The following is a 25,734-nucleotide window of genomic DNA, read 5'->3' as shown; positions in this document are numbered from 1 at the left end:
CGATCGCGCGCGATCACGCGGCCGGGCGAACACTCCGGCTCCGGCGACCGCTCGGTCTCCGCGCGCGCCGGCTCAGGCGGGCATCGCGAAGCGCGTCGCCGACCAGGCCGCGGTGACGCGGCTCACCGCGAGCGCCCCGTAGCCGGCGTCGCGCATGACGCCGCGCACCGCGTCGGCACCGGGCGCCGGGCCCTGCACGCCGCCGTGCACGACCCAGACCGGGGCGACCACGCCGCACTCGCGGAGCCATCCCGGCAGGCCGTGCAGCGATCGCTCGTCGTCGACGACCGCGACGACCACGTCGGCCTCCCAGGGGACCACCCTGGGCGAATCGGCGAGCGCGTCGACGAGGGAATCCACGGGGAGTCGTCCGAGCACGGACACCGAGGCATCCTCTGCGACGCCGAACTCGCCTGGCGGCGGAGGCGGCGCTCCGACGAGGCGCACCGCCGATCGCTCCGCGTTCGAGTCCCACCCCATCGCAACCCTCCCCGGGACATGATGACCCCGTCGGGGGGCGGCGCGCAATGCCCTGAGCGAGGTTGGTCGCCGGGTGACGCGAACGGGGGTGCCGGGTACCGCTGAAGCGGAGACGAGTGCGCCGCTGAGACGCCTTCAGGGGCCCCAGCGGCGCTGCTCCGACGGGTCAGGCGACGACGTCGTCGAGGCGGGCGTAGCCCTCGGTGAGGCCGCGCTCCATGTCGCTCGCGATCATGCCGTCGCGGGACTCGACGCTCGGGTAGACCGAGTGGATGACGAGCCGGGTGCGGCCGTCGCCGAGGTCCTCGAACCGGATCGTCTCGATGGCGACGATGTCGGGGTAGCCCTCGAACTCGAAGGTCTGCACGGCGAGCTCGTTCTCGCGCACGGAGTGGAAGCTGCCGTGGAACGCGTACCGCTCGCCCTGCCCGTCGACGTGCACGTAGCGGTAGCCGCCGTGGCTCACGAAGTCCCACTGCTCGATCTGCATCTCGTAGCCGTTCGGCCCGAGCCATTGCTTCACGAGCTCGGGCTCGCGGTGCGCGCGGAAGAGGCGCTCGACCGGAGCGTCGAACTCGCGCACGATGTCGATGAAGGGCAGGCCCTCCGGAGCGGTGATGGTGACGGGGTTCGTCATGATGGTCTCGATTCAGGTGCGGGGCCGGCGGAGCCGGCGCCCTGGTCGGATGCCTCGGCCGAGGCATCCCGCGTGTGTGGAGTCGACCCGCCCGTTGGCGAGTCGTCGGCGAGCAGCGCGTCGAGCGAACGGAACCGCTGCTCGTGGATCAGCCGGTAGCGGTCGATCCACGCGGTGAGGGCTTCGAGGGCGGCGGGGTCGAGGTGCACGGGCCGGCGTTGCGCGTCGCGCGAGCGCGTGACGAGCCCGGCGTGCTCGAGCACCTGGATGTGCTTCGACACCGCCTGCTTGCTGATGGAGAACGGCTCGGCGAGCTCGTTGACCGTCGCCGGCCCGCGGCTCAGGCGGGCGACGATGCGGCGGCGCACCGGGTCGGCGAGGGCGAGGAAGGCGCGGTCGAGGCGGTCGTCGGACGTCGGGTCCAGGATCATCTCGTGCCTCCTCTCGTTGATCCGGCTCGCTTGATCAACCTTTTTGTTGATCAACCTTGTTGTTGATTAAGATACGCCGAGGCATCCTGCACGTCAAGCGATCTTCCGAACTCTTCGGCCCGAATTCGCACGCGCCCCTCGCGTGCGTCCCACGAGGGGAGCAGAATCGGCGCGAAGTCCGATCCGATCGAAGGAGCAGCGATGACCGTCACACTGAACCCGTATCTGCACTTTCACCACGACGCCCGGCAGGCGCTCGAGTTCTATCACTCGGTGTTCGGCGGCACGCTGAACATGTCGACGTTCGCCGACTTCGGCCAATCAGACGATCCGGCCGACGCCGACAAGATCATGCACGGCCAGATCGACGGCGACCACGGCGTCACGATCATGGCCGCCGACACGCCCTCGCACCTGGAGTACCGGCCCGCCGCGGGGTTCGCCGTGTCCGTGTCGGGCGACGACGACGCGGTGCTCCGCGGCTACTACGACCGGCTCGTCGACGGCGGCACGGTCGTCGAACCGCTCGTCGTCGCGCCCTGGGGCGACGCGTTCGGCATGCTGGTCGACCGTTTCGGGATCAGCTGGGTCGTGAACATCTCGGGCAGCGCGCAGGCGTAGCGCCGGCGCAGCGCAGCGCAGGCGCGTTCGCTGACGCGAAAGGGTCGTTTCCCGACATCCGCCGCCCCAACCGGGCGTCTCAGCGTCGGAAAAACGACCCTCTCGCGCGGACTCGCTCAGTCGAAGAGCTCGGAGAGCCAGTTCTCCTTCTTCTTCTTGCGGTAGTGGCCCTGGTCGTAGCCGCGGCGGTCATAGTCGGAGCCCCGCTGATCGTAGCCCTGCCCCTGGCCCGTCATCTGGCGCAGCAGGTCCATCGGGTTCTGGCCACCCTGCTGGGCGGGCTGCTGGTACTGAGGCTGCTGGTACTGGGGCTGCTGGTACTGGGGCTGCTGCGGCGGCGCCGGCTGGTGCGTGGCCTGCTGCGGCGCGGCCTGCGCGCCCAGTTCGCGGCCGGCGCGCTCGAGGATCTTGTCGAGCTCGCCGCGGTCGAGCCAGACGCCGCGGCAGGTGGGGCAGTAGTCGATCTCGATTCCGCTGCGCTCGCTCATCACGAGCACGGCGCCGTCAACGGGGCACTGCATCAGACTGATTCCTCCCAGGTGCGTGTCGCCGGACCGGGCGATCCGATTCCCGTGAGCGTATTGGCCCAAGCTGTGCTGACGCTGGGGCGCTCGGGCTTCGCAGCCGGGAACGACGAACGCCGCGGGGAATCCACCCCGCGGCGTCCAGATCGTTCGGTGCCGAGATCAGATCGCGCGGATCTTCTCCGCCTGCGGGCCCTTCTGACCCTGCGCGACGTCGAACTCGACCTTCTGCCCCTCGTCGAGCGAGCGGTAGCCGTTGCCGTCGATCGCGCTGAAGTGCGCGAAGACGTCAGCGCTGCCGTCGTCCGGGGAGATGAAGCCGTAGCCCTTTTCGGCGTTGAACCACTTGACGGTTCCGGTTGCCATGCTGTGTTTCCTTCGTTCGTGCCTATGGGCGGCTCGTGCCCGCCCTGCGCAGGCGACCGGACCGGTCGTCGCGCTCCGCGGATGCCCCGCGGGGGCCGAGGCGGAACGCTGCTGGCGGCCGCACTCGAATCGGGTCATGCCGCACGGATGGATCCGCCCCCGGGCAATCAACATGGAGGCACGGGCGGACGCCCGCTGGGTTGGAGTACTGGCTAACATAGCCCACCTGTGTCTTCGATCGGAAGACTCTCCACATCACGAATCGGCACAGGATTCGGCTGTGTGTCGGAGTGTGACATCGATCAACAGCCCGGTCCGTCGGGGTTCGCCCGACAGTCGCCATCGGTGAGGACGGTTCGGAACGTGCCCACGAGGAACTCCAGCTCGCCGGCCTCGACCGACAGCGTGCCGGGGATGCCGCGCCATCCGGATCCCGCGAAGCGGTACTCGGCCGAGTACTGCACGGACAGCCGAACAGTGGCGCGCCCCGGCTGCTCGAAACGGAGCGAGGTGTCGGTGCTGGAGAGCGCAGGCAGGCCGAGCTCGTTCCAGCTGTGTCCCGCAGAACCGGCCACGACGCGCTCGCCGCTCGATGCGGTCCACTCGAAGGAGACCGGGGTGAACGCGACCTCGACGGGCCTGCCGAGCAGCGCGCCCGCCCGCGTCACCGGGCCCGCTTCGGCGATGAGGTTCACCGGCCGCCCCACGATCGCCCAACCCGACGGCTCGCTCGCGAGCCCCGACGGGCCCGGGCTGAACGAGGCGACGTCGCGAAGGGTCAACGTCGGCTCGGGCTGCGCCGGATCCGACGGCGGCGGCTCCTCGCTCTGCGGAACCGCGCAGATCGCCGGGTTCATCGGGCTGCAGTTCATCGGCGGGGGTGGGGTGGTTGCGGGCGACGGGGTGTCGCTCGCTTCGTCCCAGAGTCGGAGCGGTTCGGCCGGCTCCCCGCCTGACTCGATTTCCGCAGCGATGTTGACCGCTTCACGTCCGCCAGCCTCACTGCCAATCCAGCCAGCGAGCTCTGACCAGTCTCCTCCTCCCGACGTGCTCGCAAGGGCGAGGAGCGACATGGCACAGATCGCACGGACCGCTATTCGCAAAGTGCTTTGTCCTCCCAAGACTCGATCTGCGAGATCACCAGCCGCTCCCGATTGCCCTGAAAGGCCACGAGCAACGGCTGCAGGTCATCGCGATCCTGCGGAGTTACATCGTCGCCAGCCGGACCGAGGATGCGGACTTCGGAGACGTCCCGACAGAGATATGCACTCAGAAACACCTGATCGCCCATGGTGCGGTTGTCCGCGATCACTACGTTCTTGACGGTCGAGGCTCCTTCTGAACGAAGCCCCAGTTGCTCGAATTGTTGAAACTCCTGGACCGACTGCTCATACAGCTCAATGTCAACTAGCTCACGAAGCCGTTCCACTCCGGCACCACCCTCCGAACCGATTGCCGCAGATGCCGCCGCATATGCTGCATACGCCGCTTCGGCGGCGGCGAGGGCCTCTTCATCGCTCGCGAAAATCGGCGGCGCCGGCGACGGGGGTGGCGACGAGGTCGGGTCGACCGGCCCTGCGTCGCACCCGGCGAGCGCGGCGACCAGCCCGAAGGCCACCGCGGCGGCGGCGACGACGGTTCGGCGAGTTCGAGGCATCCCTGCACGCTAGGCGACACCGCGCGCCGGGGCGGCCGACTGTCCACAGGCCCGCATCCACCGCATCCCTGCGCGTCGCAGCGCGACATCCGACCTCTGCCGCCCCTACGCTTGGAGCGTGACCTCCCCCATCCGCGCCTCCCTGCTCGCCGCGGCCGCCCTGACGGCGCTCGCGCTCGCCGGTTGCACCGGGCAGCCCGCCCCCTCGCCCTCCGCCACCGACGCCGCAGCCACCGAGCCCGCGACCGGGACCTGCGGCGGCATCACCGTCGTCGTCGACACCGGCGACCTCGAGCTCGCCGACGACGCCTCGATCGACAGCTGCGTGGTCACCGAAGATCCGATGATCGCGGCCGACGCGCTCGCCCGTGCCGGCGTGGAGACCGAGGGGACCGCGCAGTACGGCGACCAGGTCGTGTGCCGGGTGAACGGCGTGCCCCAGCAGGACCTCGCGATCCCGGCCGCGGACGGCAGCGAATACTACGAGAGCTGCGAGTCGATGCCGGCCGCGTTCGCCTACTGGGCGCTCTGGCACAAGCCGGCCGGCGGCGAGTGGGGCTACGCGCAGGAGGGCCTCAGCACCCTCGAACTGCAGCCCGGCGACGCCGTCGAGCTCCTCTTCACGCTGAACGACGAACCGGCCGCCCCCGCGGAGTGATCGCGCCGGCGCCTTCGACTTCCACGAGCCACGCCGTGTTCCGATTCCGAGCCGCACCGCTGCGGCACGCCGCGATCCTCGCGATCGGATTCATCGTCGTGCGCGTGCTGTACCGCATCCTCTTCCACGGGGTCGACGGCAGCGGGACCGTGCTCGTCGATCTGCCCGTGGTGCGCCTGCCCGCGCCGTTCGCGCACGTCACGATGCTCGGCCCGATCACGAGCGGCGGCCTCTGGAACTCGGTCGAGAGCGCCCTGCCCATCGCGGCCGTGATCTTCACCTTCGGGGCGGTCAATGCCTGCGTCGACCTGTCGAAGCTGTTCGCCCGCGGGGCGCGGGGCGGCCCCCTTCGCGGCGCGGCGCGCACCCTCGTCATCGCCTGGGCGACGGTCCCCGCGCTCGGCGACGCCGTCCGCCAGGTTGCGCTCGCCCGGAAGCTCCGCGGATCCCGCGGCGCCGCCGCCCTGCTCGTCCCCCTGCTCGAGCGCACCGTCGAACGCGCCGTCGCGATCGCGGCCGCGATGGAGGTGCGCGGCTTCGGCGCGCAGCGCTCGGTGGATGCCGGGAGGGCGACCCCGATCGAGTTCCGCGACGTCGTGCTCGCCTACGGGGCGTGCGCGGATGCCGCGGACGCCGACCCCGGTGCGCCCGTCGAGGGCTGGACGCTCGCCGTCGAGGAGTTCGTCGTCCCCGCCGGCAGCCTCGTGCTCGTGAGCGGTCCGACCGGCTCCGGCAAGTCGACGATGCTGCACGCGCTGAGCGGCCTGCATACCCACTTCGACGACGGCGAGCTGCACGGCTTCGCCCGCGTCGGCGGCGTCGACCGCCGTACGGTGCCGCCTCGGGAGACCGCCGGCTTCATCGGCGTCGTGCTGCAGAACCCCCGGATCGGCTTCGCGAGCGAGACCGTCGCCGACGAGATCGGCTTCGCCCCGACCGCACGCGGCGTCGTCGCCTCGATCGTCGCGGCCCGCGTGGCCGAGGCCGCGGCACGCGTCGGCGTGACGGCGCTGCTCGGACGCGACATCCGGGCGCTCTCCGCCGGCGAGGCGACGCTCGTCGCGATCGCCGCCGCGCTCGTCGAACGCCCGCGCATCCTCCTCGTCGACGAACCGCTCGCCGACCTCGACCGCGAGGCGCGGCTGCGGATCCGCACCCTGCTCGGCTCCCTCGCCCACGAGCACGGCGTCTGCGTCGTCGTCGCCGAGCACCGCGTCGGCGAGCTCGCCGCCGTCGCCGACGCCCGCTTCGAGCTCCGCGACGGCCGGGTCGTCCGCGTCGCGACCGGCGCGGGGCTCGCACCGGCGGGCGAGGATGCCTCGAGCGACGACCGCGCTGCGGCTACGACGGGCGCCGCGACGAGGGCTGCCCGATCTGGCGGCGAGGCGCGACTCGAAGCCCGCGGCATCCACGTCGTGCTCGGCGGCCGGGTCGCGGTCGACGAGGCATCCATCGATCTCTGCGCCGGCGAGATCGTGGCGCTCGCCGGGCCGAACGGCGCCGGCAAGTCCACCCTGCTGCTCGCCCTCGCGCTGCCGAAGGCGACCGGCGCGGTCCGCGTGAACGGCATCGACGTCGCCCGGCTGCGCCGGCGTGCCAGGCGCGCGGCGGTCGCGCTCGTGCCCGAGACATCCGACGACCTGCTGTGCGCGACGAGCGCCGAGGAGGAGTGCCGACGGGCCGACCGCGAAGCCGGCGCACCGAGCGGGACGACGCGCGCCCGCTTCCTCGCCTTCCTCGGCGCCGACGGCGGCACCGGCGGAGGCAGCGCCACCGCCGCGCGACTGCTGGCGAGCCATCCGCGCGACCTCTCGACCGGCGAACGGCGCTGCCTCGCGATCGCGATCCAGCTGGCGGCGGATGCCTCGGTGCTGCTCATCGACGAGCCGACCCGCGGCCTCGACGCCCGGGCCAGATCGCTCGTGGCGGCAGCGCTCCGGACCGCCGCCGGAGAAGGCCGCGCGGTCGCGATCGCCACCCACGACCACGCGTTCGCGAGCGAGCTCGCCGAGCGCACCGTCGAGATGCGCGACGGCCGGCTCGGCGCCGGCGCCCTGCGGACGGCGGTGCACTCGTGAAGTGGAGCCCCCGGGTGCAGACCCCGCTCGTCTGGGGCGGGCACCTGCTCGCCGCGACCGCCTTCGCCTGGCCGCTGTTCGCTCCGGCGGTGCCCACGGAGGCGCAGGGCGCGGTGCCCATCGTCGCCCTCGCCCTCGCGCCGCTCGCCGCAGTGACCCTGGTGTTCGTGCTCGACGGCAGCGTGCGCTCGGCGAAGGTGCTCGCATTGCTCGGCACGCTCACGGCCGTCGGGGCCGCGGTGCGGGTCGTCGGCACCGGCGTCGGCGGGATCGAGGCGGTGTTCGTGCTGTTGATCCTCGCCGGCCGGGCGTACGGGGCGCGGTTCGGCTTCCTGCTCGGCGTGTTCGTCATCCTGCTGTCCTCGACGCTGCAGGGCGGCTTCGGGCCGTGGACGCCGTTCCAGATGTTCGCCTGCGGCTGGGTCGGTGCCGGGGCCGGGCTCCTCCCCCGCCTCCGCGGACCGCGGGCGAAGCTCGCCGAGATCGCCATGCTCGCGGGCTACGGCGTGCTCGCCTCGTACGCCTTCGGGCTCGTCATGAACTTCTGGTACTGGCCGTTCGCCGTCGGCACCGGCGCGGGCATCTCGTACGAGCCGGGCGCGACGCTCGGCGAGAACCTCGGCAGCTTCCTGCTGTACTCGCTCATCACCTCGACGGCGAGCTGGGACACGCTGCGCGCCATCACGACGGTCATCGGTCTGGCGGTGGCCGGCCCGGCCGTGCTGGCGGCGCTGCGCCGGGCGAAGCTGCCGCGCGACGCGCTGCGCTGAGCGCGGTGCGCCGCGTGGGTCGCTGAGCCTGGTTCGCTGAGCCTGTCGAGGCGCCCCAGTGGTTCACTGAGCTCGTCGAAGCGCCCTTCGACGAGCTCAGGGAACCAACCCTTCGACGAGCTCAGGGAACCAGTCAGACGGAGAAGTACTTCGCCTCGGGGTGGTGGAAGACGAAGGCATCCGTCGACTGCTCGGGGTGCAACTGCAGCTCCTCGCTGAGCTCGACGCCCATGCGCTCGGGGCGCAGCAGCTCGACGACCTTGCGGCGGTCCTCCATATCGGGACACGCGGGATAGCCGAGCGAGAACCTCGCACCCCGGTATTCGAGCTTGAAGAGGCCCGCGGCATCCGCCGGGTCTTCGGCGGCGAAGCCGAGCTCCGCCCGGATGCGCGCGTGCCAGAACTCGGCGAGCGCCTCGGTGAGCTGCATGACGAGGCCGTTCAGCTCGTAGTAGTCGCGGTAGCGGTTCTCGGCGAAGAGCTTCGCGGTGACCGCGTCGATGCTCGCGCCCGCGGTGACGAGCTGCACGGGCAGCACGTCGACCTCGCCGGACTCCCGTGACCGCACGAAGTCGGCGAGGCACAGGTGCCGGTCGCGGCGCTGCCGGGGGAAGTGGAAGCGCAGACGATCCGCGCCGAGCACGCCGCCGGAGCCGCCGTCGGGCGCGAGCAGCCCCGGATGCCCCAGCACGCCCTGCGGATCGTCGCCGTGGTGCAGGACTACGACGTCGTCGCCCTCGGAGACGACGGGGAAGAAGCCGTACGCGACCGAGGCGTCGAGCATGCCCTCGGCGAGGATGCGGTCGAGCCAGTACCGGAGCCTCGGCCGCCCCTCGCGCTCGACCAGCTCCTCGTAACTCGCGCCGCCCTCGCCGCGTCCGGGCTTCAGGCCCCACTGGCCGAGGAAGGTCGCCCGCTCGTCGAGGAACGCGGCGTAGTCGGCGAGCGCGATGCCGCGCACGATGCGAGTGCCCCAGAACGGCGGGGCGGGCACGGCATTGTCGCGCGCGACGTCGGAGCGCGCGGGCATCGCATCGGGCTCGGTGAGCGTCAGCCGCGAGCCGGCGGAGTGAATGCGCTTCTTCAGCGCAGGCAGCCCCACCTCGGCGGGGTCGGCGCCGCGGGCGATGCGCACGAGCGGCTCCATCAGGGCGAGGCCCTCGAAGGCGTCGCGGGCGTAGCGGACCTCGCCGTCGAAGAGGCCGGCGAGGTCGTCCTCGACGTAGGTGCGGGTGAGGGCCGCCCCGCCGAGGATGACGGGCCAGCGCTTCGCGAAACCTCGGGCGTTCAGCTCTTCGAGGTTCTCCTTCATCACGACCGTGGACTTCACGAGCAGCCCGGACATGCCGATGACGTCGGCGTCGTGCTGCTCGGCGGCGGCGATGATGTCCGCGATGGGCTGCTTGATGCCGAGGTTGATCACCTCGTAGCCGTTGTTCGTCAGGATGATGTCGACGAGGTTCTTGCCGATGTCGTGCACGTCGCCGCGCACGGTGGCGAGGACGATGCGGCCCTTGCCCGCGGCATTCGCCTTCTCCATGTGCGGTTCGAGCAGGGCGACCGCGTTCTTCATGACCTCGGCGGACTGCAGCACGAAGGGCAGCTGCATCTCGCCCGCGCCGAAGCGCTCGCCGACGACCTTCATGCCCTCGAGCAGGTGGTCGTTGATGATGCCGAGCGCCGTCATGCCGTCGGCGAGCGCGAGCTGGAGGTCGGCTTCGAGCCCCTTGCCCTCGCCGTCGACGATGCGGCGTTCGAGGCGTTCGCCGACGGGCAGCGCGGCGAGCTCGGCGGCGCGCTGGTCGCGGAGCGCGGCGGTGTCGACGCCGGCGAAGAGGTCGAGCATGCGGGCGAGCGGGTCGTAGGTGACGTTGCCCTCGGCGTCGAAGGCGCGGCGGTCCCAGACGAGGTCGAGGGCGACTTCGCGCTGCTCGGGCGAGAGCGAGGCGAGCGGCACGATCTTCGCGGCGTCGATGATGCCGGAGTCGAGGCCCGCTTCGACCGCTTCGTGCAGGAAGACGGAGTTGAGTACGCTGCGCGCGGCCGGGTTCAACCCGAAGGAGACGTTGGAGACGCCGAGGGTGAAGTGCAGCCCCGGGTACGTCTCGTGCAGGCGGCGGATCGCCTCGATCGTCTCGATCGCGTCGCGCCGGGTCTCCTCCTGACCGGTGGCGATCGGGAAGGTGAGCGCGTCGAGCACGATGTCGTGCTCGTGCAGCCCCCACTCCCCCGTGAGCTCCTCGACGAGGCGGGTGGCGATGCGCACCTTGTCGTCGGCGGTGCGCGCCTGCCCCTGCTCGTCGATGGTGAGGGCGACGACGGCGGCGCCGTGCTCCTTCACGAGCGGCATGATGCGGCCGAAGCGGGAGGTGGGGCCGTCGCCGTCCTCGTAGTTGACCGAGTTCACCACGGGCCGGCCGCCGATGAGCTCCAGGCCGGCGGCGATCACGGCGGGCTCGGTGGAGTCGACGACGAGCGGCAGGGTCGAGGCGCTCGCGAGCCGGGAGACGATCTCGCGGATGTCGGCGACGCCGTCGCGGCCGACGTAGTCGACGCACACGTCGAGGAGGTGGGCGCCGACGCGGGTCTGCTGCTTCGCGATCTCGACGCAGTCCTCGTAGCGGCCCTCGAGCATGGCCTCGCGGAAGGCCTTCGAGCCGTTCGCGTTGGTGCGCTCGCCGATCGCGAGGTACGCGGCGTCCTGGTCGAAGGGGACGTGCTGGTAGAGCGAGGCGACGCCGGGCTCGATGCGCGGGCGACGGGATGCCTCGCCGACGACCGGCGCCGAGGCATCCGCTGCGGTGGCGGCGCCCGTCGGGGCGTCGGAGCGGAGCCGCGCGACGACCGCCGCGAGGTGCTCGGGCGTCGTGCCGCAGCAGCCGCCGACGAGGGCGAGGCCGAACTCGCGCACGAACTGCTCGTGCGCCGTCGCGAGCTCGGTCGGCGTGAGCGGGTAGTGCGCGCCGTCGGCGCCGAGCACGGGCAGGCCGGCGTTCGGCATGCAGGCGACCGGCACGGGCGAGTGCTTGGCGAGGTGGCGGAGGTGCTCGCTCATCTCGGCCGGGCCGGTGGCGCAGTTCAGGCCGATCGCGTCGACGCCGAGGGGTTCGAGGGCGGTGAGCGCGGCGCCGATCTCGGAGCCCATGAGCATGGTGCCGGTGGTCTCGACGGTCACCTCGACGAGGATCGGCAGGCGGATGCCGCGGGCGACGATCGCCTGCTTGCAGCCGTTCACCGCGGCCTTCGTCTGCAGCAGGTCCTGCGAGGTCTCGACGAGGAAGGCGTCGGCCCCGCCGTCGATGAGGCCTTCGGCCTGCAGGGCGAACGTCTGCTTGAGGTGCTCGTACGTGGTGTGGCCGAGGCTCGGCAGCTTCGTGCCGGGGCCCATCGAGCCGAGCACCCAGCGGAGGCGGCCGTCGGCGCGCTCGGCGGCTTCGACGCGCTCGCGGGCGATGCGGGCCCCCGACTCGGCGAGCTCGGCGATGCGGTCGTCGATGCCGTAGTCGGAGAGGTTCGACCAGTTCGCGCCGAAGGTGTTCGTCTCGACGGCGTCGATGCCGACGGCGAGATAGGCGTCGTGGATGCCGCCGATGACGTCGGGGCGGGTCGCGTTCAGGATCTCGTTGCACCCCTCGTGGCCCTCGAAGTCGACGTCGAGGGAGAGCTCGTGCTGCTGCAGCATGGTGCCCATCGCGCCGTCGGCGATCACGACCCGCGCGCGCAGCGCGTCGAGCAGCGCCTCGGCGCGCACCGTGCGGGGCACCGCCTCGACATCGAGGGGGAAACGCGGCGCTCGCGCGCCCGGGGCGGTGGTCAGGCCGGTCACGCGGGCGAGTCTAATCGGACGGTCCGACGCCGGGCGCGGATGCGTCGCCGTGCTGCGCCGGCGCTGGGATGCCGGTCGGAACGGAGATGGTACCCCGGGACGACGCCGCCTCCCCCGAGCGGCGGTTGCGGGATTTCTAAACACGATATATCGTGACTCCTCGTCGAACGCGATATATCGTGATTTTCCTCGCGTTCGCGGACCGCGTACGCGGATGTCGGCGGGGCGCTGCACAATGGAGCGTCCCTCCGCACCGACACGATCGAACCCCGGAGTCTCCCGTGCTTGCAAAGCTGCTCGTCAGATACCTCAAACCATACAAATGGCTCCTGCTGGGGGTGCTGGTGTTCCAGTTCCTCTCCGCCCTCGCGAGCCTCTACCTCCCGCGCCTGAACGCCGACATCGTCGACGAGGGCGTGTCCCGCGGCGACACCGCGTACATCTGGTCGACGGGCACCTTCATGCTCACGATCTCCCTGGGCCAGATCCTGTGCTCGATCATCGCCACGTACTTCGCCGCCCGTGCCGCCATGCAGCTCGGCCGCGACATCCGCAACGACGTCTTCGAGCGCGTCTCGAGCTTCTCCGAGCGCGAGGTGTCGAAGTTCGGCCCCGGCTCGCTCATCACCCGCAACACGAACGACGTGCAGCAGGTGCAGATGCTCGCGATGATGGCGGCGACGTTCCTCGTGACGGCACCGCTGCTCGCGATCGGCGGCATCATCATGGCGCTCCAGCAGGACGTCGGGCTCAGCTGGATCATCGGGGTCGCGGTGCCGACCCTTCTCGTGCTCGCCGCGCTCGTCATCGGCCGCATGGTGCCGCTGTTCCGCTCCTACCAGCGCAAGCTCGACGGCGTGAACCGCGTCATGCGCGAGCAGCTCACCGGCATCCGCGTCATCCGCGCCTTCGTGCGCGAGCCGATCGAGGAGGAGCGCTTCCGCGAGGCGAACACCGACATCATGATCGTCGGCCGCAAGGTCGGCTCGCTCTTCGTGCTGCTCTTCCCCCTCTTCATGCTGATCCTGAACGTCACCACCATCGCGGTGATCTGGTTCGGCGCGATCGAGGTCGACCAGGGCGGCGTGCAGATCGGCACGCTCCTCGCCTTCATGCAGTACATCGGCATCATCCTCGGCGGCGTGCTCATGGCGAGCTTCATGACGATGATGATCCCGCGCGCGGCGGTCTCGGCCGACCGCATCGGCGAGGTGCTGCACGCCGACACCTCGCTCGAGCGCCCGGCGAACGCCGTGAGCGAGTTCGCCGAGACCGGCACGGTGACCTTCCGCGACGCGGCGTTCACCTACCCCGGAGCCGAGCACCCCGTGCTCGAGGGCATCTCCTTCAGCGCCGCCCGCGGCGAGACCGTCGCCATCGTCGGCTCCACCGGCGCCGGCAAGACGACGCTCATCTCACTCATCCCGCGGCTCTTCGACGTGACGAGCGGCGAGGTCGTCGTGAACGGCGTCGACGTGCGCCGCGCCGACCTCGACGCGCTCTGGCAGACGATCGGCCTCGTGCCGCAGCGTCCCTTCCTGTTCAGCGGCACCGTCGGCTCGAACCTGCGCTTCGGCCGCGAGGACGCCACCGACGAGGAGCTCTGGCACGCGCTCGAAATCGCGCAGGGCCGTGACTTCGTCGAGGAGATGCCGGGCGGGCTCGACGCCCGCATCGCGCAGGGCGGCACGAACGTGTCGGGCGGGCAGCGGCAGCGGCTCGCGATCGCCCGCGCGATCGTGCACGCGCCCGAGATCCTCGTCTTCGACGACTCGTTCTCGGCGCTCGACCTCACGACCGACGCGAGGCTCCGCCAGGCGCTCTGGCGGGAGCTCCCCGAGGTCACCAAGATCGTGGTCGCGCAGCGCGTCTCCACGATCACCGACGCCGACCGCATCGTCGTCCTCGACGACGGCGGCATGGTGGGCGTCGGCACGCACGCCGAGCTCCTCGAGACGTGCCAGACGTATCGCGAGATCGTCGAATCCCAGCTCGGAGTGGAGGCCGCACGATGACCCGCACGACCCCGCAGCAGCCGGAGCTCAGCGAGGAGGAGAAGCTCGAACTCGAGCTCGCCGAGCAGGCCCGCATCTCCGCCGACGACTGGTCGGGGGCGGTCGCGCCCGGCAAGGCGAAGAACTTCCGCCAGTCCTTCGGCCGGCTCCTCGGCCTCCTGGCCCCGCACAAGTACGCCTTCGCCCTGGTCTCGCTCCTCGGCGCGGTCGGCGTGGTGCTCACCGTGCTCGGCCCGAAGGTGCTCGGCGAGGCGACGAACCTCGTCTTCGCCGGCGTCATCGGCTCGCAGCTCCCGGCGGGAACGACGACCGAGCAGGCCGTCGAGCAGCTCCGGGCGGCCGGCCAGGAGGAGATCGCGAACATCGTCGCCGCGGCCGGGGTCGTCCCCGGCGAGGGCATCGACTTCGTGCGCCTCAGCCAGGTCATCATCCTCGTGCTCGGCCTGTACTTCGCGGCGGCGGTGCTCACCTGGCTCCAGGGCTACGTGATCAACGTCATCATGGTGCGCACCATGTGGCGCCTCCGCGAAGAGGTCGAGGCGAAGATCAACCGCCTGCCACTCAGCTACTTCGACAAGGTGCAGCGCGGCGAGCTGATCTCGCGCGTGACGAACGACATCGACAACATCACCCAGATGATGCAGCAGTCGCTCTCCGGAGCGCTCACCGCGGTGCTCACCGTGGTCGGCGTGCTCATCATGATGTTCTCGATCTCGTGGCAGCTCTCGCTCGTCGCCCTCGTGTCCCTGCCGCTCATGGCCGTGATCTTCGGCATCATCGGCCCGAAGTCGCAGAAGGCCTTCGGCATCCAGTGGCGCAAGGTCGGCCGGTTGAACGCCCGCGTCGAGGAGTCGTTCTCGGGCCACGCGCTCGTCAAGGTGTTCGGTCGCGAGCAGTCGAGCCTCGAGGCGTTCAAGGCCGAGAACGAGGAGCTCTACCGGGCCTCGTTCAAGGCGCAGTTCCTCTCGAACATCATGATGCCCGGCATGATGTTCATCGGGAACCTGACCTACGTCGGCATCGCGGTGCTCGGCGGGCTCATGGTGGCCGGCGGCCAGCTGCGGCTCGGCGACGTGCAGGCGTTCATCCAGTACTCGCAGCAGTTCACGCAGCCCCTCTCGGAGCTCGGCGGCATGGCCGCCGTGGTGCAGTCGGGCACGGCCTCGGCCGAGCGCGTCTTCGAGCTGCTCGACCAGGACGAGCAGGAGGCCGACGCGGCCGATGCGCCCGCTCCGGCCGTCGGCGACGGCACGATCGAGTTCGAGCACGTCTCGTTCGCGTACCACCCCGACCGGCCGCTCATCCGCGACCTCTCGTTCCGGGTCGAACCCGGGCAGACGGTCGCGATCGTGGGGCCGACGGGCGCCGGCAAGACGACGCTCGTGAACCTCATCATGCGGTTCTACGAGCTGAACGGCGGCCGCATCCTGCTGAACGGTCAGGACATCGCCGAGCTCACCCGGCACGACGTCCGCGCCCGCACCGGCATGGTGCTGCAGGACCCGTGGCTGTTCGCCGGCACCATCCGCGAGAACATTCGCTACGGCCGGCAGTCGGCGAGCGACGACGAGATCGTCGCGGCAGCGAAGGCCACCTATGTCGACCGCTTCGTGCACTCGCTGCCCGACGGGTACGACACCGTGCTCGACGAGGACGCCGCCAACGTGTCCGCCGGCGAGAAGCAGCTCATCACGATCGCCCGCGCCTTCGTGTCGCAACCCTCGGTGCTCATCCTCGACGAGGCGACGAGCTCCGTCGACACCCGCACCGAGCTGCTGCTGCAGAACGCGATGGCGGCGCTCCGCGAGGGACGCACCTCCTTCGTGATCGCGCACCGGCTCTCGACGATCCGCGACGCCGACCTCATCCTCGTGATGGAGCACGGCGACATCGTCGAGCAGGGCAACCACGAGCAGCTGATCGAGAAGAAGGGCGCGTACTACCGCCTCTACAACTCGCAGTTCGAGCAGGCGGCCACCGACCTCGACGCCGAGGCGGCGCTCGGCGACGGCACCGTCGTCACGGGCGACGCCGACGACGAGTCGGTCGACGGCGAGGGCGGCGAGACCGCCGAGGTCCAGGGCGGGGCTCCGGCCTCGGCCCAGCGCTCGGCGGGTTCCGCCGAGACGAGCTAGTCGCTCGCTGTATGCGGAACGCCCGCCTCTCCGACTGGAGGGGCGGGCGTTCTGTCGTTCGCCGGAGTCGCCGTCGGCTCAGGCTGCAGGGTAGGTGTAGAAGCCCTCTCCGGTGGCGACGCCGAGCTTGCCCTGGTCGATGTAGCGCTCCTTGATGAGTGCCGCGAAGGCGCGCTGCTTCTCGTCGCCCATCATCGAGATGTTGTACGCCGTGGTCAGGCCGACGATGTCGTAGATCTGGAACGGCCCCATCGGGGCGCCGGTGCCGATGCGCCAGGTCTGGTCGATCGCCTCCGGCTCGGCGATGCCGTCGACGAGCAGCTCGCCGGCGGCCTGCAGGAACGGCACGAGCAGCGAGTTCAGCAGGTAGCCGGCCTTCTCCTTCTTGATCTCGATCGGGACCATGCCGATCTGCCCAGCGAACTCGACGACCGCGCGGTACACGGCCGGGTCGGTCTGCTCGGTGCCCATCACCTCAGCGGTGTTGTGCGCCCAGACGCGGTTCGCGAAGTGCAGCGCCAGGAACTGCTCCGGCCGCCCGGTGAACGGCGCGAGGGCGCTCGGCAGCAGCGTCGAGGAGTTCGTCGCGAAGATCGTGCGGGCGGGAGCGACCCGGCCGAGCTCCTCGTAGACGGACTTCTTGATGTCGGGGTTCTCGGGCACGGCCTCGATCACGAGGTCCGCGTCGGCGACGGCCTCGGCGAGCACGTGGCTCGTGCGGATGCGCGCGAGCGCCTCCTCAGCCTTGCCTTCGGCGGCACCGGCCACGCCCTCGGCGCGGTAGGTCTCGGCGAGCTTGGCGAAGCGCTCCTCCGCCGCGGCGAGCGCGGGCTCGTCGACGTCATAGGCCACCACGTCGAAGCCGTGGTACGCGGTCTGGAACGCGATCTGCGAGCCGAGCACTCCGGTGCCGAGCACGGTGATGTGTTGCATGGTCATTCCTCTTCTCTTGTGGAGCTTCTGGTGGAGCTGCTCGAGCAGGGGCGGGCCGCCCGCTCGGGCGACGTCAGGGGCGGGTCTCGCCCTCGGCGTCACGGTTGAAGCGCTGCAGGTCGCGCGCGAAGCGCGCCACCTCGTCATCGCTCCAGTCGCTCAGGTGGCGGTCCACGACGCCCTGCAGGATGCCGATCGCCTCGTGGTAGGCGGCCCAGCCGTCCTCGGTGAGTTCGAGCGGGGTGCCGCGCCCCGAGGCGTCGGTGAGTTCGCGCACGACGCCGAGCCGCACGAGGCCGGCGAGCTGCCGGGACACGGTCGAGCGGTTCAGCCGGAACGCCTGCGCAATGTCGGTGGAGCGGGCACCCGGGTGCTCGACGAGGTAACCGAGGATCGACTGCTCGGTCATCGAGAGCCGGATGCGCGCGGTCCGCGCGTCGGCGACGCCGCGACGGGAGATGACGATGAGCGCGCTCAGGATGGCGGCGGCATCCGTGCTGCGCGTGCGTGCGTCGGCGGTGCGCCCGACTGCTTCGACCATCGCGACCTCCGGATCTGCTGTTGCTATATGCAACGCTACGCCCGCCCGTTGCATTCCGCAACACCGGACTGGCGCGGCCACCGCTCCTCGCTTGCCTCGCCCGGGCCGGACTGCGAGGCTTGACGCGGAGGTCACCACCAGATGTCAGCTTCACCGCCCGCACCGTCCCCCGAGCCGCCGGCCCCCTTCCACTTCGACCCCGCGAACCCCGTTCACGCCCGGGCGATCGCACGGCTCGGCAACGAGGAGGTCGCCTGGCTCGGCACGATCGACCAGCACGGCTTCCCGCACGCGGTGCCGGTGTGGTTCCTCTGGGAGGGCGACACGATCCAGGTGCTCGTGCAGCCCGGCTCGGTGAAGACGCGCAACGTGCGCCGCGACCCGAAGGTGCTCGTGCACTTCGAGACCGACGCCGAGGGCGAAGACGTTACCGTCTTCCAGGGGCTCGCCGAGCTGAGCGAGGAGTCCGCCGCCGAGTGGATCGAGCGGCTGCGCGAGCCCTACCTCGCGAAGTACCGCGCCGGGCTCGAGCGGCTCGGCTGGTCGCTCGACCGGATGACGGGCGACTACTCCACCGTGCTCCGGGTGCGCCCCACGAAGCTCATCGGATGGTGACCCGCGTCGCCGCCGCAGCGCCCTGGCGCATCTGGGTCGTCTGGGCCGTCGGTGTCGCCGCGTACATCGTCTCGGTCACGAACCGCACCTCGCTCTCCGCCGTCGGCGTCGATGCCGCGGAGCGCTTCCAGGCGGATGCCTCGACGCTGTCGATGTTCGCCGTCATCCAGCTCGCGGTCTACGGGCTCATGCAGATCCCCGTCGGCCTGCTGCTCGACCGTTACGGCGCCCGGCCGATCATCACGATCGGCATGCTGCTGATGGCCGCGGGCCAGCTCGTGATGGCGTTCGCGCCGAACGTGGGCATCGCGATCTTCGCGCGCATGCTGCTCGGCGCGGGCGATGCGGCGATCTTCCCGAGCGTGCTGCGCGTCGTCGCGACGTGGTTCCCCGATCAGCGCTCCCCGTTCATCGTGCAGATGACGGGCATCGTCGGCCAGCTCGGGCAGTTGCTCGCGCTGCTGCCGATGGCCGCCCTGCTGCACGCGACGAGCTGGTCGGTGGCGTTCGGCAGCCTCGCCGGGCTCGGCGTGCTCTTCGCCGTGCTGACCTTCGGGGTCATCCGCAACCGTCCGCCCGGCCGTGCCGCCGACATCGCGGTGAACACCGAGACGGGCGCGATCCGCGTCGTCACCTCGGCCGCCGACCTGCGCGAGGGCTTCCGCGAGAGCTGGGGCCACCCGGCGACCCGGCTGGCGTTCTGGTCGCACTTCACCACGCCGTTCGCCGGCACCGCCTTCGTCATGCTCTGGGGATTCCCGTTCCTCACGAGCGGCGAGGGCCTGAGCCCCGCGACCGCCTCGCTCATCATCAGCGTCTTCGTCGTGTTCGGCATGATCGTCGGCCCCGTGATCGGGCTGCTCTCGAGCCGGCATCCGATGCGCCGCTCCCGCCTGCTGGTGCTGCCGATCGTCGGCATCCAGGCCCTCGTCTGGACCGCCGTGATCGTGTGGCCGGGACAGACGCCGCTGTGGTTGCTGTTCGGGCTCGCACTCGCCCTCGCGACGGGCGGCCCGGCCTCGATGATCGCCTTCGACCACGCGCGCACCTTCAACCCGAGCCACCGCCTCAGCACGGCGAACGGCATCGTGAACGGCGGCGGGTTCATCGCGGCGCTCATCGCGATCTTCCTGATCGGCCTCGCGATGGATCTGCAGGGTGCGGGCACGCCGGAGGACTACTCGCTCGAGGCGTTCAAGATCGCGTTCCTCACGCAGCTGCCGCTCTGGGGGCTCGGCGCGCTCATGATCGTCATCGAGCGCAGGCGCACCCGGGTGCACCTCGGCATCGAGGAACCCCGACGCCGGCGCGGCCCGCGCCCCGACCCGGACGCCGGCCTCGGGTCATGACGTCAGTCTTCGCGGGTCGCGAGCGCTCGGCACCCGCAGAAACCGACGTCTTGCGGCGAACGGCGAGACGAGACGGCCGATTCAGCCGTCGAGGAGCGCGCGCAGCTCCTCCGCGCTGAACCGCGCCTCGGCGAAGTCGACGTCGTCAGGGGCGAGCCCGTCGGACTCGGATGCCTTGGCCGGGTCAGCGTCGGCCTCAGCCGTGCCGGCCTCCGCCGCCCCCGCCCCACCGGCCTCCGCCGCTCCCGCTCCGAGCACGCCGGCCACGAGCTCGCTCTTGCGGGCCTGCAGGGCGAGCACCTTCTCCTCGATCGTGTCGGCGGCGACGAGCCGGTAGACCATCACCCGCTCGGTGCGGCCGATGCGGTGCGCGCGGTCGATGGCCTGCTGCTCGCTCGCGGGGTTCCACCACGGGTCGAGCAGGAACACGTAGTCCGCCTCGACGAGGTTCAGTCCGAAGCCGCCCGCCTTGAGGCTGATCAGGAAGACCTGCGCCTCCCCCGCCCGGAACCGGGCCGCCTCGGCATCCCGCCGCGCCACCGGCGTCGAGCCGTCGAGCAGCGCGAAGGGGATGCCGGCCGCATCGAGCCGCGCCGCGGCGCGCGCGAGGAACGAGGTGAACTGGCTGAAGACGATCGCCCGGTGCCCCTCGGCGATGAGCTCCTCGAGCTGCTCGAGCAGCGCGTCGAGCTTCGCCGAGCCGAGACCGTCGTGCGCGGGGTCGATGAGCCCGGGGTCGAGCGCCAGCATGCGCAGCAGGGTGAGCGAGCGGTACAGGATGAAGCGGCCGCTCTCGTCCTTCACGAGATCGAGCAGCTTCTGCCGTTCGCGCTGCAGCGTCGCGTCGTAGATCCGGCGGTGGGCGGCCGAGAGCTCGACGGCGACCGTCTGCTCCTGCTTCTCGGGCAGCTCGGGCGCGACGAGCTCCTTCGTGCGGCGCAGCAGGAACGGCCGGATGCGGCGGCGGAGCTTCGCGAGGCGTTCGGTGTTGCCGTCGTCTTCGATCGGGCGGCGGTAGCGCTCGTCGAAGCCGCGCCGGCTCGGGAAGAGGCCGGGGGCGACGAGGCGCAGGATCGCCCACAGCTCGCCGAGGTGGTTCTCGATCGGCGTGCCGGTGAGGGCCAGCACGAAGGGCGCGCGGATGCCCCGGGCCGCCTCGTGCACCCGCGTCTTCGGGTTCTTCACGAACTGGGCCTCGTCGAGCACGAGCCCGCCCCAGTCCACCTCGGTGAAGCGCGCCGCCTCGAGCCGGAGCACCGCGTAGCTCGTCACCACGAGTTCCGCCGAGGCCGCCGCCTCGGCGATGCCCGGCCGCCCCGCGCGCTCGGTCGTCGTGAGCCGCGCGACCCGGAGGCCGGGCACGAAGCGCGCCGCCTCGGCGACCCAGTTCGACGCCACCGACGTGGGCGCGACGACGAGGAACGGACCGGACCCCTCGTGCGCGGCGTGGGCGATGAGCGCGAGTGCCTGCGCCGTCTTGCCGAGCCCCATGTCGTCCGCGAGGACCGCGCCGAGCCCCGCCGCGCGCATCCGGGCCAGCCAGCGGAAGCCCTCGAGCTGGTACGGCCGGAGCGGCAGGGCGAAGCCGGCGGGCGGCTCGACCGGGGCCGACGCGGCCGAGGCATCCGCGCCATCCGAGTGCGTCCCGACCGCGGCGACGAGCGCGCGCCAGGCGAGCGCGGGCCCCTCGAACTCGGCGAGATCCTCGAAGTCCGCGTAGAGCGCGAGCGCCTGCTCGCGCGGCATCCTGAGGCCCGCCTCCCACTCGACCAGCCCCTCGGCTTCGGCGATGAGCGCGCGGAGCTCGTCGAAGACGGGCAGCTCGAGCGAGAGGTAGCTGCGGTCGACGAGGAGCAGGCGCTTGCGCCCCTGCGCGAGCGCGCGGAACAGCGGCAGGAACGGCACCGGCTTGCCGTTCACGGTGACGACGACCCCGAGGTCGAGCCAGTCGGTCTTGGGCGACTCGACCATCGTGACGCGCAGCTCGGGCGGGTCGAGCAGCTCGCGGTAGTCGGGCCGCTCACCGCGCTCTTCGATGACGAGCCGCCGCGTCTCGGCGAGGCGCTCGAGCTCGGGCAGCCGCTCGGCGACGAAACGCGCGGCGTCGATGCCGCGCAGCACGACCGCCTCGAACGGCACCCAGCCCAGCACGTCGAGCACGCGGGCGACGAGGTCGGGGTCGCGCTCGACATCCGCCCCGCCCTCGCCGTCCTCCGCGTCGTCGGCGCTCGCCTCGGCGACGCGACCGTCGGCGAAGCGCCAGGTCCAGGCGGCGCGCACGACGTCGCCCGTCTCGTAGCGCAGCTGCAGCACGAGCTCGGCGGGCGGCGCGGGCGGCGGCTCGAAGCTGCCGTCGGCGCTCGCGACCGGCACCGCCTGCGCGAGTGCGAAGTAGTGGGTGCGCGTGAACTCCGCGAGCTCGGCAGCGGGCACCCGGACGGCGTCGGGCCGGTCGAGCAATGCGAGCTGGGCGGCCGACGGCGCGGCGGCGAGCGGGGCCAGCTCGATCGCGCCCCGCTCGAAGGCGGCCCGGTACAGGCCGTGCCTTCCGATCAGCCGCACGCCGCCGAGCGGCACCGGTGCCGGCTCCCGGCGCCCGGCGAAGCGCGCGACCGGGGCGAGGCTCAGCCCGCCGTCGTCGGCGCTCGCGTCGAAGCCGAGCTCTGCGGCCCCGAGCACGCGCACGGTCGGGGTCGCCTCGCCGCCCACGAGCGGGATGCCGAGCCGCATCGCCTCGGCGAGCAGCGCCCAGAGCACGGGGCTCTCGTACTCGTCGAGCGTGATCCAGTCGGAACCGTACGGGTTGTAGACCCCCGGGTTGCCGCCCTTCAGCAGGGCGAACTGGGCGAACCAGCGGGCGTGCACCGGGTCGAAGCCGCCCGCTTCACCCTGGTAGGCGATGTTCTGCCAGGTGAGCCCCTGTTTCACCCAGGCCCCGCGCGCGCCTCTGGTCACCGGCCGGGCGGCGAGTCGGTCGACCTGGGCGAGGCGGGTAGCCGGCTCGTCCTTCGGTCCGCGCCACTGCCCGGGGCGCTGCTCGAGTCGGTGCCGCAGCTCGAACTGGAGTGCGAGCGGGGTGGGCGTCTGCCGGGCCTGACCGGGCGCTCCGCGTTCCTCGGCCGGCGCGACGGGCCGGCCGCGCATCCCGGGCTCGGCAGGCGGCACGAGTCCGTCGAGCGCCGCGCGCCAGTCGGCGGGATCGGTCGGCGGCGCAGTCACCCCACCATGCTCGCAGCTCCCGCCGACGCGCGGGCGCGGCGCGAGGTGCACGTCGGATGCCTCGATGCGCGACTCTGCCCGCGCGCCGAGGCATCTATCGGGCGCCCCGCCCATCGCCGGGCGCAGGATGACTCAGCCGAGCACGTCGGCGAAGAAGGCGTCGATGCGCTCGGCGAGGCCCGCGACCCTGGCCGCGACGATCTCCTCGACGGGCGGATCGAGCGGTCCGCGCAGCGGCGCCTGCCGCACCCGGGCGTGACAGGCGAGGTCCTCGCAGGCCAGCACGCCGACGGTGTCCCCGCGCAGCCCGGCCGCACCGGCGCGAGGCGCGGTGAACAGCGCCACCTCCTCGAAGCGGGCGGTGAACCGGCAGAAGGTGCACATGACGGCCCGGTCCGGCCGGCCGGGAGGGCGCGCGATCGTGAGCAGCAGCCCCTCGGGGCTCGCCCCGCCGGACGGCGCGGCCGCCCAGCGCACGAGGTAGCCCCGGTGGCGCGCGCGGGGGTCGCGCCAGGCGAGCACGTCGCGCACCGACCAGTCGAGTTCCCCGAGCGCGCGCGGCAGCAGCATGGTGCGGCGCACGCGGTCATCGGCGTTCCGGATCGACCCGCGGATCTCCGCTGGGGTCATGGCGCGCATGAGCACGCTCCTCTCCACTCAATTTGGGCACTTGCCCAATTCGACGCTAGAGCAGTTTTGGGCGCGTGTACAATTCGAGGGTGAGCTACCTTTCGCACGACGAACGACGCGCGGAGCTGCTGCGCGCCGCCGTCCGCGTGCTCGAGTGCGACGGCCTCGGCGCCGTCACCTCGCGCGCGGTCGCGAGCGAGGCCGGCGTCTCCCCCGGGCTCGTGCACCACCGCTTCGCGAGCACCTCCGAGCTCGCGGCCGAGGCCTGGCTCGCCTACGTCGAGCGCGAGCGCACCGCCTACGAACTCGAGGCGCCGACCCCGGGCCGCGCCGCGGTGGACGCGTTCTTCTCCCCCTTCGCCGACGGCGACCTCGCCGGGCTCGCGCGATGGGCGGATGCCTGGCGCCACGCCCAGAGCGACGACCGCTTCGCCGGGGCCTTCGCGGAGAGCTACCGCGCGCTCGAACGCTCGCTCGCCGAGCGCATCCCCGGCACGGGCGACCGGACGGCCGCCGCGAGCCGACTGCTGCTGATCGCCTTCGGCGTCGCCGGAGCGCAGCGGATCGATCCGGGCCTGATTCCCGACCCCGGCGCCCTCATGGCTGCCGCCGTCGACCGGGAGCTCGCCGTCGACTGAGCGCCTGTGCCATCCACCGCCTGCGCCCTCCAACCACCTGCGCCCTCCAACTCCGGCATGACGTCACTATTTGCGGGTGCGCAGGCCTCGGCACCCGCAAATAGTGACGTCATGCCCAGGGATGGGGTGGGGAGGTGGGGCGGGGGCACAGAGGGATGGGGCGGGGAGGCGGAGGCGGGGAGGCGGCGCGTCAGCCCTGCTGCTCGACGATGCCCTCGGCGTGCTCGGCGACCCAGCCGACCAGCGGCAGCATGCGCTGCATGAGCTCCTCGCCGAGCGGGCTCAGCGAGTACTCCACGCGCGGCGGCACCTCGGGGTAGGAGGTGCGCACGACGATGCCGTCGGCCTCGAGCGTGCGCAGCGTCGAGGCGAGCATCTTCTCGCTGATGCCGTCGACCTCGCGGCGCAGTTCGCCCCAGCGCAGCGTGCCCTCGCTGAGCGCGAGCAGCACGAGCACGCCCCAGCGGCTCATGACGTGGTCGAGCACGACCCGGGTCGGGCAGCCGTGGGTGAAGATCTTCGGGCGCTCGATGCGCAGATCCGCAAGACTTACCTGCATGTGGGTACCTTACCGGAAAGTGGGTACCCGCCAGAAGGAATGCGCGGGCCGAGGCATCCGGTTGGCCCTGGTGACGCCGGAGGGGCCGGCGCTCCCGAAAGGACCATCGCATGACCATCCTCGTCACCGCCGCCTCCGGCCAGCTCGGCCGCCTCGTCGTCGACGCCCTGCTCGAGCGCGGGGTCGCCCCGGCCGAGCTCGTCGCCACCGCCCGCGACACCGCGAAGCTGCAGTCGGCCGCCGAGCGGGGCGTCCGCACCGCCGTGCTCGACTACGACCGTCCCGAGACCATCTCCGCCGCGCTCGAGGGTGTGGACACCGTGCTGCTCATCTCGGGGAGCGCCCCCGGCGCCCGCGCCGCCGGTCACCGCAACGTCATCGACGCCGCGAAGGCCGCCGGGGTCGCGAAGCTCGTCTACACGAGCGTGCCGAACGCGACCACCGCCGAGTTCGTGCTCGCGCCCGACCACAAGGCCACCGAGGAGGCGATCGCCGCGTCCGGCGTGCCCGCCGTCATCGCCCGGCACAACTGGTACACCGAGAACTACGTCGGCGACGTGCAGCAGGCCGCCGAGTCGGGCACGATCCTCGCGAGCGTCGGCGACGGCAAGGTCGCGAGCGCCACCCGGGCCGACCTCGCCGCGGGGCTCGCGGCGCTGCTGACCGAGGACGGCCACCTCGGCGCCGTCTACGACTTCTCGGGCGAGCACGCCTGGGGCTACGAGGAGCTCGCCGCCGCGGCATCCGAGCTCACCGGCCGCGAGGTCGCGTACACGCCCGTCTCGAGCGAGGAGCACGTCGCCGCCCTCGAGGCGGCCGGCCTCGACGCGGGCACGGCCGGTTTCGTCGCGGGCATCGACGACGGCATCCGCCGCGGCGTCCTCGCGAATGCCGACGGCACCCTCGCGCGCCTCATCGGCCGCCCGACGACCTCGCTCGTCGACGGCCTCCGTCAGGCAATCTCCGCCTGAGCCGACCGACGGACGAACCAGGAGGGGCGGCGCCGATCGGCGCCGCCCCTCCTCGCATCGCAGCGGATGCCTCCCGCGGAG

At 71.8% G+C, this 25,734-nt stretch carries 23 protein-coding genes; 10 read left to right on the top strand and 13 right to left on the bottom strand.

Annotated features, from left to right (window positions below; genetic code table 11):
• Positions 1 to 72: 72 nt before the first annotated feature.
• The 3 genes from QSJ60_RS05470 to QSJ60_RS05460 form a co-directional block, all read right to left on the bottom strand.
• Positions 73 to 480: a hypothetical protein gene (locus QSJ60_RS05470; RefSeq protein ID WP_285462910.1), complete on the bottom strand. Its 408-nt coding sequence runs from the start codon at positions 478 to 480 to the stop codon at positions 73 to 75.
• Positions 481 to 646: 166 nt separating this feature from the next.
• Positions 647 to 1,117, bottom strand: a complete 471-nt coding sequence (locus QSJ60_RS05465; RefSeq protein WP_285462909.1) for an SRPBCC family protein — start codon at positions 1,115 to 1,117, stop codon at positions 647 to 649.
• On the bottom strand, positions 1,114 to 1,548 hold the full coding sequence (locus tag QSJ60_RS05460) for an ArsR/SmtB family transcription factor (protein WP_285462908.1): 435 nt from the start codon (positions 1,546 to 1,548) through the stop codon (positions 1,114 to 1,116). The genes QSJ60_RS05465 and QSJ60_RS05460 overlap by 4 nt, the downstream gene beginning before the upstream one ends.
• Before the next feature lie 201 nt (positions 1,549 to 1,749).
• Between QSJ60_RS05460 and QSJ60_RS05455 the strand changes: the two genes are divergently transcribed.
• Positions 1,750 to 2,169, top strand: a complete 420-nt coding sequence (locus tag QSJ60_RS05455; RefSeq protein ID WP_230763978.1) for a VOC family protein — start codon at positions 1,750 to 1,752, stop codon at positions 2,167 to 2,169.
• Positions 2,170 to 2,285: 116 nt separating this feature from the next.
• On the opposite strand, the gene QSJ60_RS05450 is transcribed toward QSJ60_RS05455, so the two are convergent.
• From QSJ60_RS05450 to QSJ60_RS05435, 4 genes are all read right to left on the bottom strand, one after another.
• Entirely contained in the window at positions 2,286 to 2,690 is a 405-nt protein-coding gene (locus tag QSJ60_RS05450; RefSeq protein ID WP_285462907.1) for a TFIIB-type zinc ribbon-containing protein, read from the bottom strand.
• Between the two features lie 165 nt (positions 2,691 to 2,855).
• Positions 2,856 to 3,059: a transcription antiterminator/RNA stability regulator CspE gene (cspE, locus tag QSJ60_RS05445; RefSeq protein ID WP_189083548.1), complete on the bottom strand. Its 204-nt coding sequence runs from the start codon at positions 3,057 to 3,059 to the stop codon at positions 2,856 to 2,858.
• 302 nt (positions 3,060 to 3,361) lie between these two features.
• Complete coding sequence (locus QSJ60_RS05440; RefSeq protein ID WP_285462906.1) at positions 3,362 to 4,132, bottom strand: hypothetical protein; 771 nt, start codon at positions 4,130 to 4,132, stop codon at positions 3,362 to 3,364.
• Positions 4,133 to 4,152: 20 nt separating this feature from the next.
• Positions 4,153 to 4,716, bottom strand: coding sequence for a hypothetical protein (locus QSJ60_RS05435; RefSeq protein ID WP_285462905.1), 564 nt, complete (start codon positions 4,714 to 4,716; stop codon positions 4,153 to 4,155).
• A gap of 118 nt (positions 4,717 to 4,834) precedes the next feature.
• Between QSJ60_RS05435 and QSJ60_RS05430 the strand changes: the two genes are divergently transcribed.
• The 3 genes from QSJ60_RS05430 to QSJ60_RS05420 are packed head-to-tail and all read left to right on the top strand — an operon-like array spanning position 4,835 to position 8,222.
• Positions 4,835 to 5,374 (top strand): hypothetical protein, encoded by a 540-nt coding sequence (locus QSJ60_RS05430; RefSeq protein WP_285462904.1) that lies wholly within the window; start codon positions 4,835 to 4,837, stop codon positions 5,372 to 5,374.
• A gap of 35 nt (positions 5,375 to 5,409) precedes the next feature.
• Positions 5,410 to 7,452 (top strand): ATP-binding cassette domain-containing protein, encoded by a 2,043-nt coding sequence (locus QSJ60_RS05425; RefSeq protein ID WP_285462903.1) that lies wholly within the window; start codon positions 5,410 to 5,412, stop codon positions 7,450 to 7,452.
• The gene (locus QSJ60_RS05420; RefSeq protein WP_285462902.1) at positions 7,449 to 8,222 is read left to right on the top strand and encodes an ECF transporter S component; all 774 of its coding nucleotides are present in this window, start codon (positions 7,449 to 7,451) and stop codon (positions 8,220 to 8,222) included. The genes QSJ60_RS05425 and QSJ60_RS05420 overlap by 4 nt, the downstream gene beginning before the upstream one ends.
• Positions 8,223 to 8,355: 133 nt before the next feature.
• Here the strand turns inward: QSJ60_RS05420 and metH are convergent, their stop codons facing one another.
• Positions 8,356 to 12,039 (bottom strand): methionine synthase, encoded by a 3,684-nt coding sequence (gene metH / locus QSJ60_RS05415; RefSeq protein WP_285465263.1) that lies wholly within the window; start codon positions 12,037 to 12,039, stop codon positions 8,356 to 8,358.
• 290 nt (positions 12,040 to 12,329) lie between these two features.
• On the opposite strand from metH, the gene QSJ60_RS05410 reads away from it, so the two are divergent.
• Positions 12,330 to 14,063: an ABC transporter ATP-binding protein gene (locus QSJ60_RS05410; RefSeq protein ID WP_285462901.1), complete on the top strand. Its 1,734-nt coding sequence runs from the start codon at positions 12,330 to 12,332 to the stop codon at positions 14,061 to 14,063.
• Positions 14,060 to 16,198: an ABC transporter ATP-binding protein gene (locus QSJ60_RS05405; RefSeq protein ID WP_285462900.1), complete on the top strand. Its 2,139-nt coding sequence runs from the start codon at positions 14,060 to 14,062 to the stop codon at positions 16,196 to 16,198. The genes QSJ60_RS05410 and QSJ60_RS05405 overlap by 4 nt, the downstream gene beginning before the upstream one ends.
• Before the next feature lie 78 nt (positions 16,199 to 16,276).
• On the opposite strand, the gene QSJ60_RS05400 is transcribed toward QSJ60_RS05405, so the two are convergent.
• Positions 16,277 to 17,131: a 3-hydroxyacyl-CoA dehydrogenase gene (locus QSJ60_RS05400; protein WP_308084723.1), complete on the bottom strand. Its 855-nt coding sequence runs from the start codon at positions 17,129 to 17,131 to the stop codon at positions 16,277 to 16,279.
• A 73-nt stretch (positions 17,132 to 17,204) separates the two neighbouring features.
• A complete protein-coding gene (locus tag QSJ60_RS05395; protein ID WP_285462899.1) occupies positions 17,205 to 17,672 on the bottom strand; it encodes a MarR family winged helix-turn-helix transcriptional regulator in 468 nt (155 codons plus the stop codon).
• Positions 17,673 to 17,813: 141 nt separating this feature from the next.
• Between QSJ60_RS05395 and QSJ60_RS05390 the strand changes: the two genes are divergently transcribed.
• Positions 17,814 to 18,287 carry a TIGR03618 family F420-dependent PPOX class oxidoreductase gene (locus QSJ60_RS05390; RefSeq protein ID WP_285462898.1) on the top strand — a complete coding sequence of 158 codons (474 nt, stop codon included), beginning with the start codon at positions 17,814 to 17,816 and terminating at the stop codon, positions 18,285 to 18,287.
• Positions 18,281 to 19,636 carry an MFS transporter gene (locus QSJ60_RS05385; protein ID WP_285462897.1) on the top strand — a complete coding sequence of 452 codons (1,356 nt, stop codon included), beginning with the start codon at positions 18,281 to 18,283 and terminating at the stop codon, positions 19,634 to 19,636. The genes QSJ60_RS05390 and QSJ60_RS05385 overlap by 7 nt, the downstream gene beginning before the upstream one ends.
• Positions 19,637 to 19,717: 81 nt before the next feature.
• Here QSJ60_RS05385 and QSJ60_RS05380 read toward each other — a convergent pair whose 3' ends face one another.
• Positions 19,718 to 22,855 carry a DEAD/DEAH box helicase gene (locus QSJ60_RS05380; RefSeq protein ID WP_285462896.1) on the bottom strand — a complete coding sequence of 1,046 codons (3,138 nt, stop codon included), beginning with the start codon at positions 22,853 to 22,855 and terminating at the stop codon, positions 19,718 to 19,720.
• A 132-nt stretch (positions 22,856 to 22,987) separates the two neighbouring features.
• Positions 22,988 to 23,494, bottom strand: a complete 507-nt coding sequence (locus QSJ60_RS05375; RefSeq protein WP_285462895.1) for an FBP domain-containing protein — start codon at positions 23,492 to 23,494, stop codon at positions 22,988 to 22,990.
• Between the two features lie 80 nt (positions 23,495 to 23,574).
• On the opposite strand from QSJ60_RS05375, the gene QSJ60_RS05370 reads away from it, so the two are divergent.
• Positions 23,575 to 24,123: a TetR family transcriptional regulator gene (locus tag QSJ60_RS05370; protein ID WP_285462894.1), complete on the top strand. Its 549-nt coding sequence runs from the start codon at positions 23,575 to 23,577 to the stop codon at positions 24,121 to 24,123.
• 190 nt (positions 24,124 to 24,313) lie between these two features.
• Here QSJ60_RS05370 and QSJ60_RS05365 read toward each other — a convergent pair whose 3' ends face one another.
• Complete coding sequence (locus tag QSJ60_RS05365) at positions 24,314 to 24,682, bottom strand: winged helix-turn-helix transcriptional regulator (RefSeq protein ID WP_285462893.1); 369 nt, start codon at positions 24,680 to 24,682, stop codon at positions 24,314 to 24,316.
• Positions 24,683 to 24,792: 110 nt separating this feature from the next.
• Between QSJ60_RS05365 and QSJ60_RS05360 the strand changes: the two genes are divergently transcribed.
• On the top strand, positions 24,793 to 25,653 hold the full coding sequence (locus QSJ60_RS05360; protein WP_285462892.1) for an SDR family oxidoreductase: 861 nt from the start codon (positions 24,793 to 24,795) through the stop codon (positions 25,651 to 25,653).
• The last annotated feature ends 81 nt before the right edge of the window (positions 25,654 to 25,734 follow it).

Source organism: Agromyces sp. NBRC 114283, assembly GCF_030268405.1.
In the GTDB taxonomy this organism is placed as follows: domain Bacteria; phylum Actinomycetota; class Actinomycetes; order Actinomycetales; family Microbacteriaceae; genus Agromyces; species Agromyces mediolanus.
This window is presented reverse-complemented; position numbering and strand designations above follow the sequence as displayed.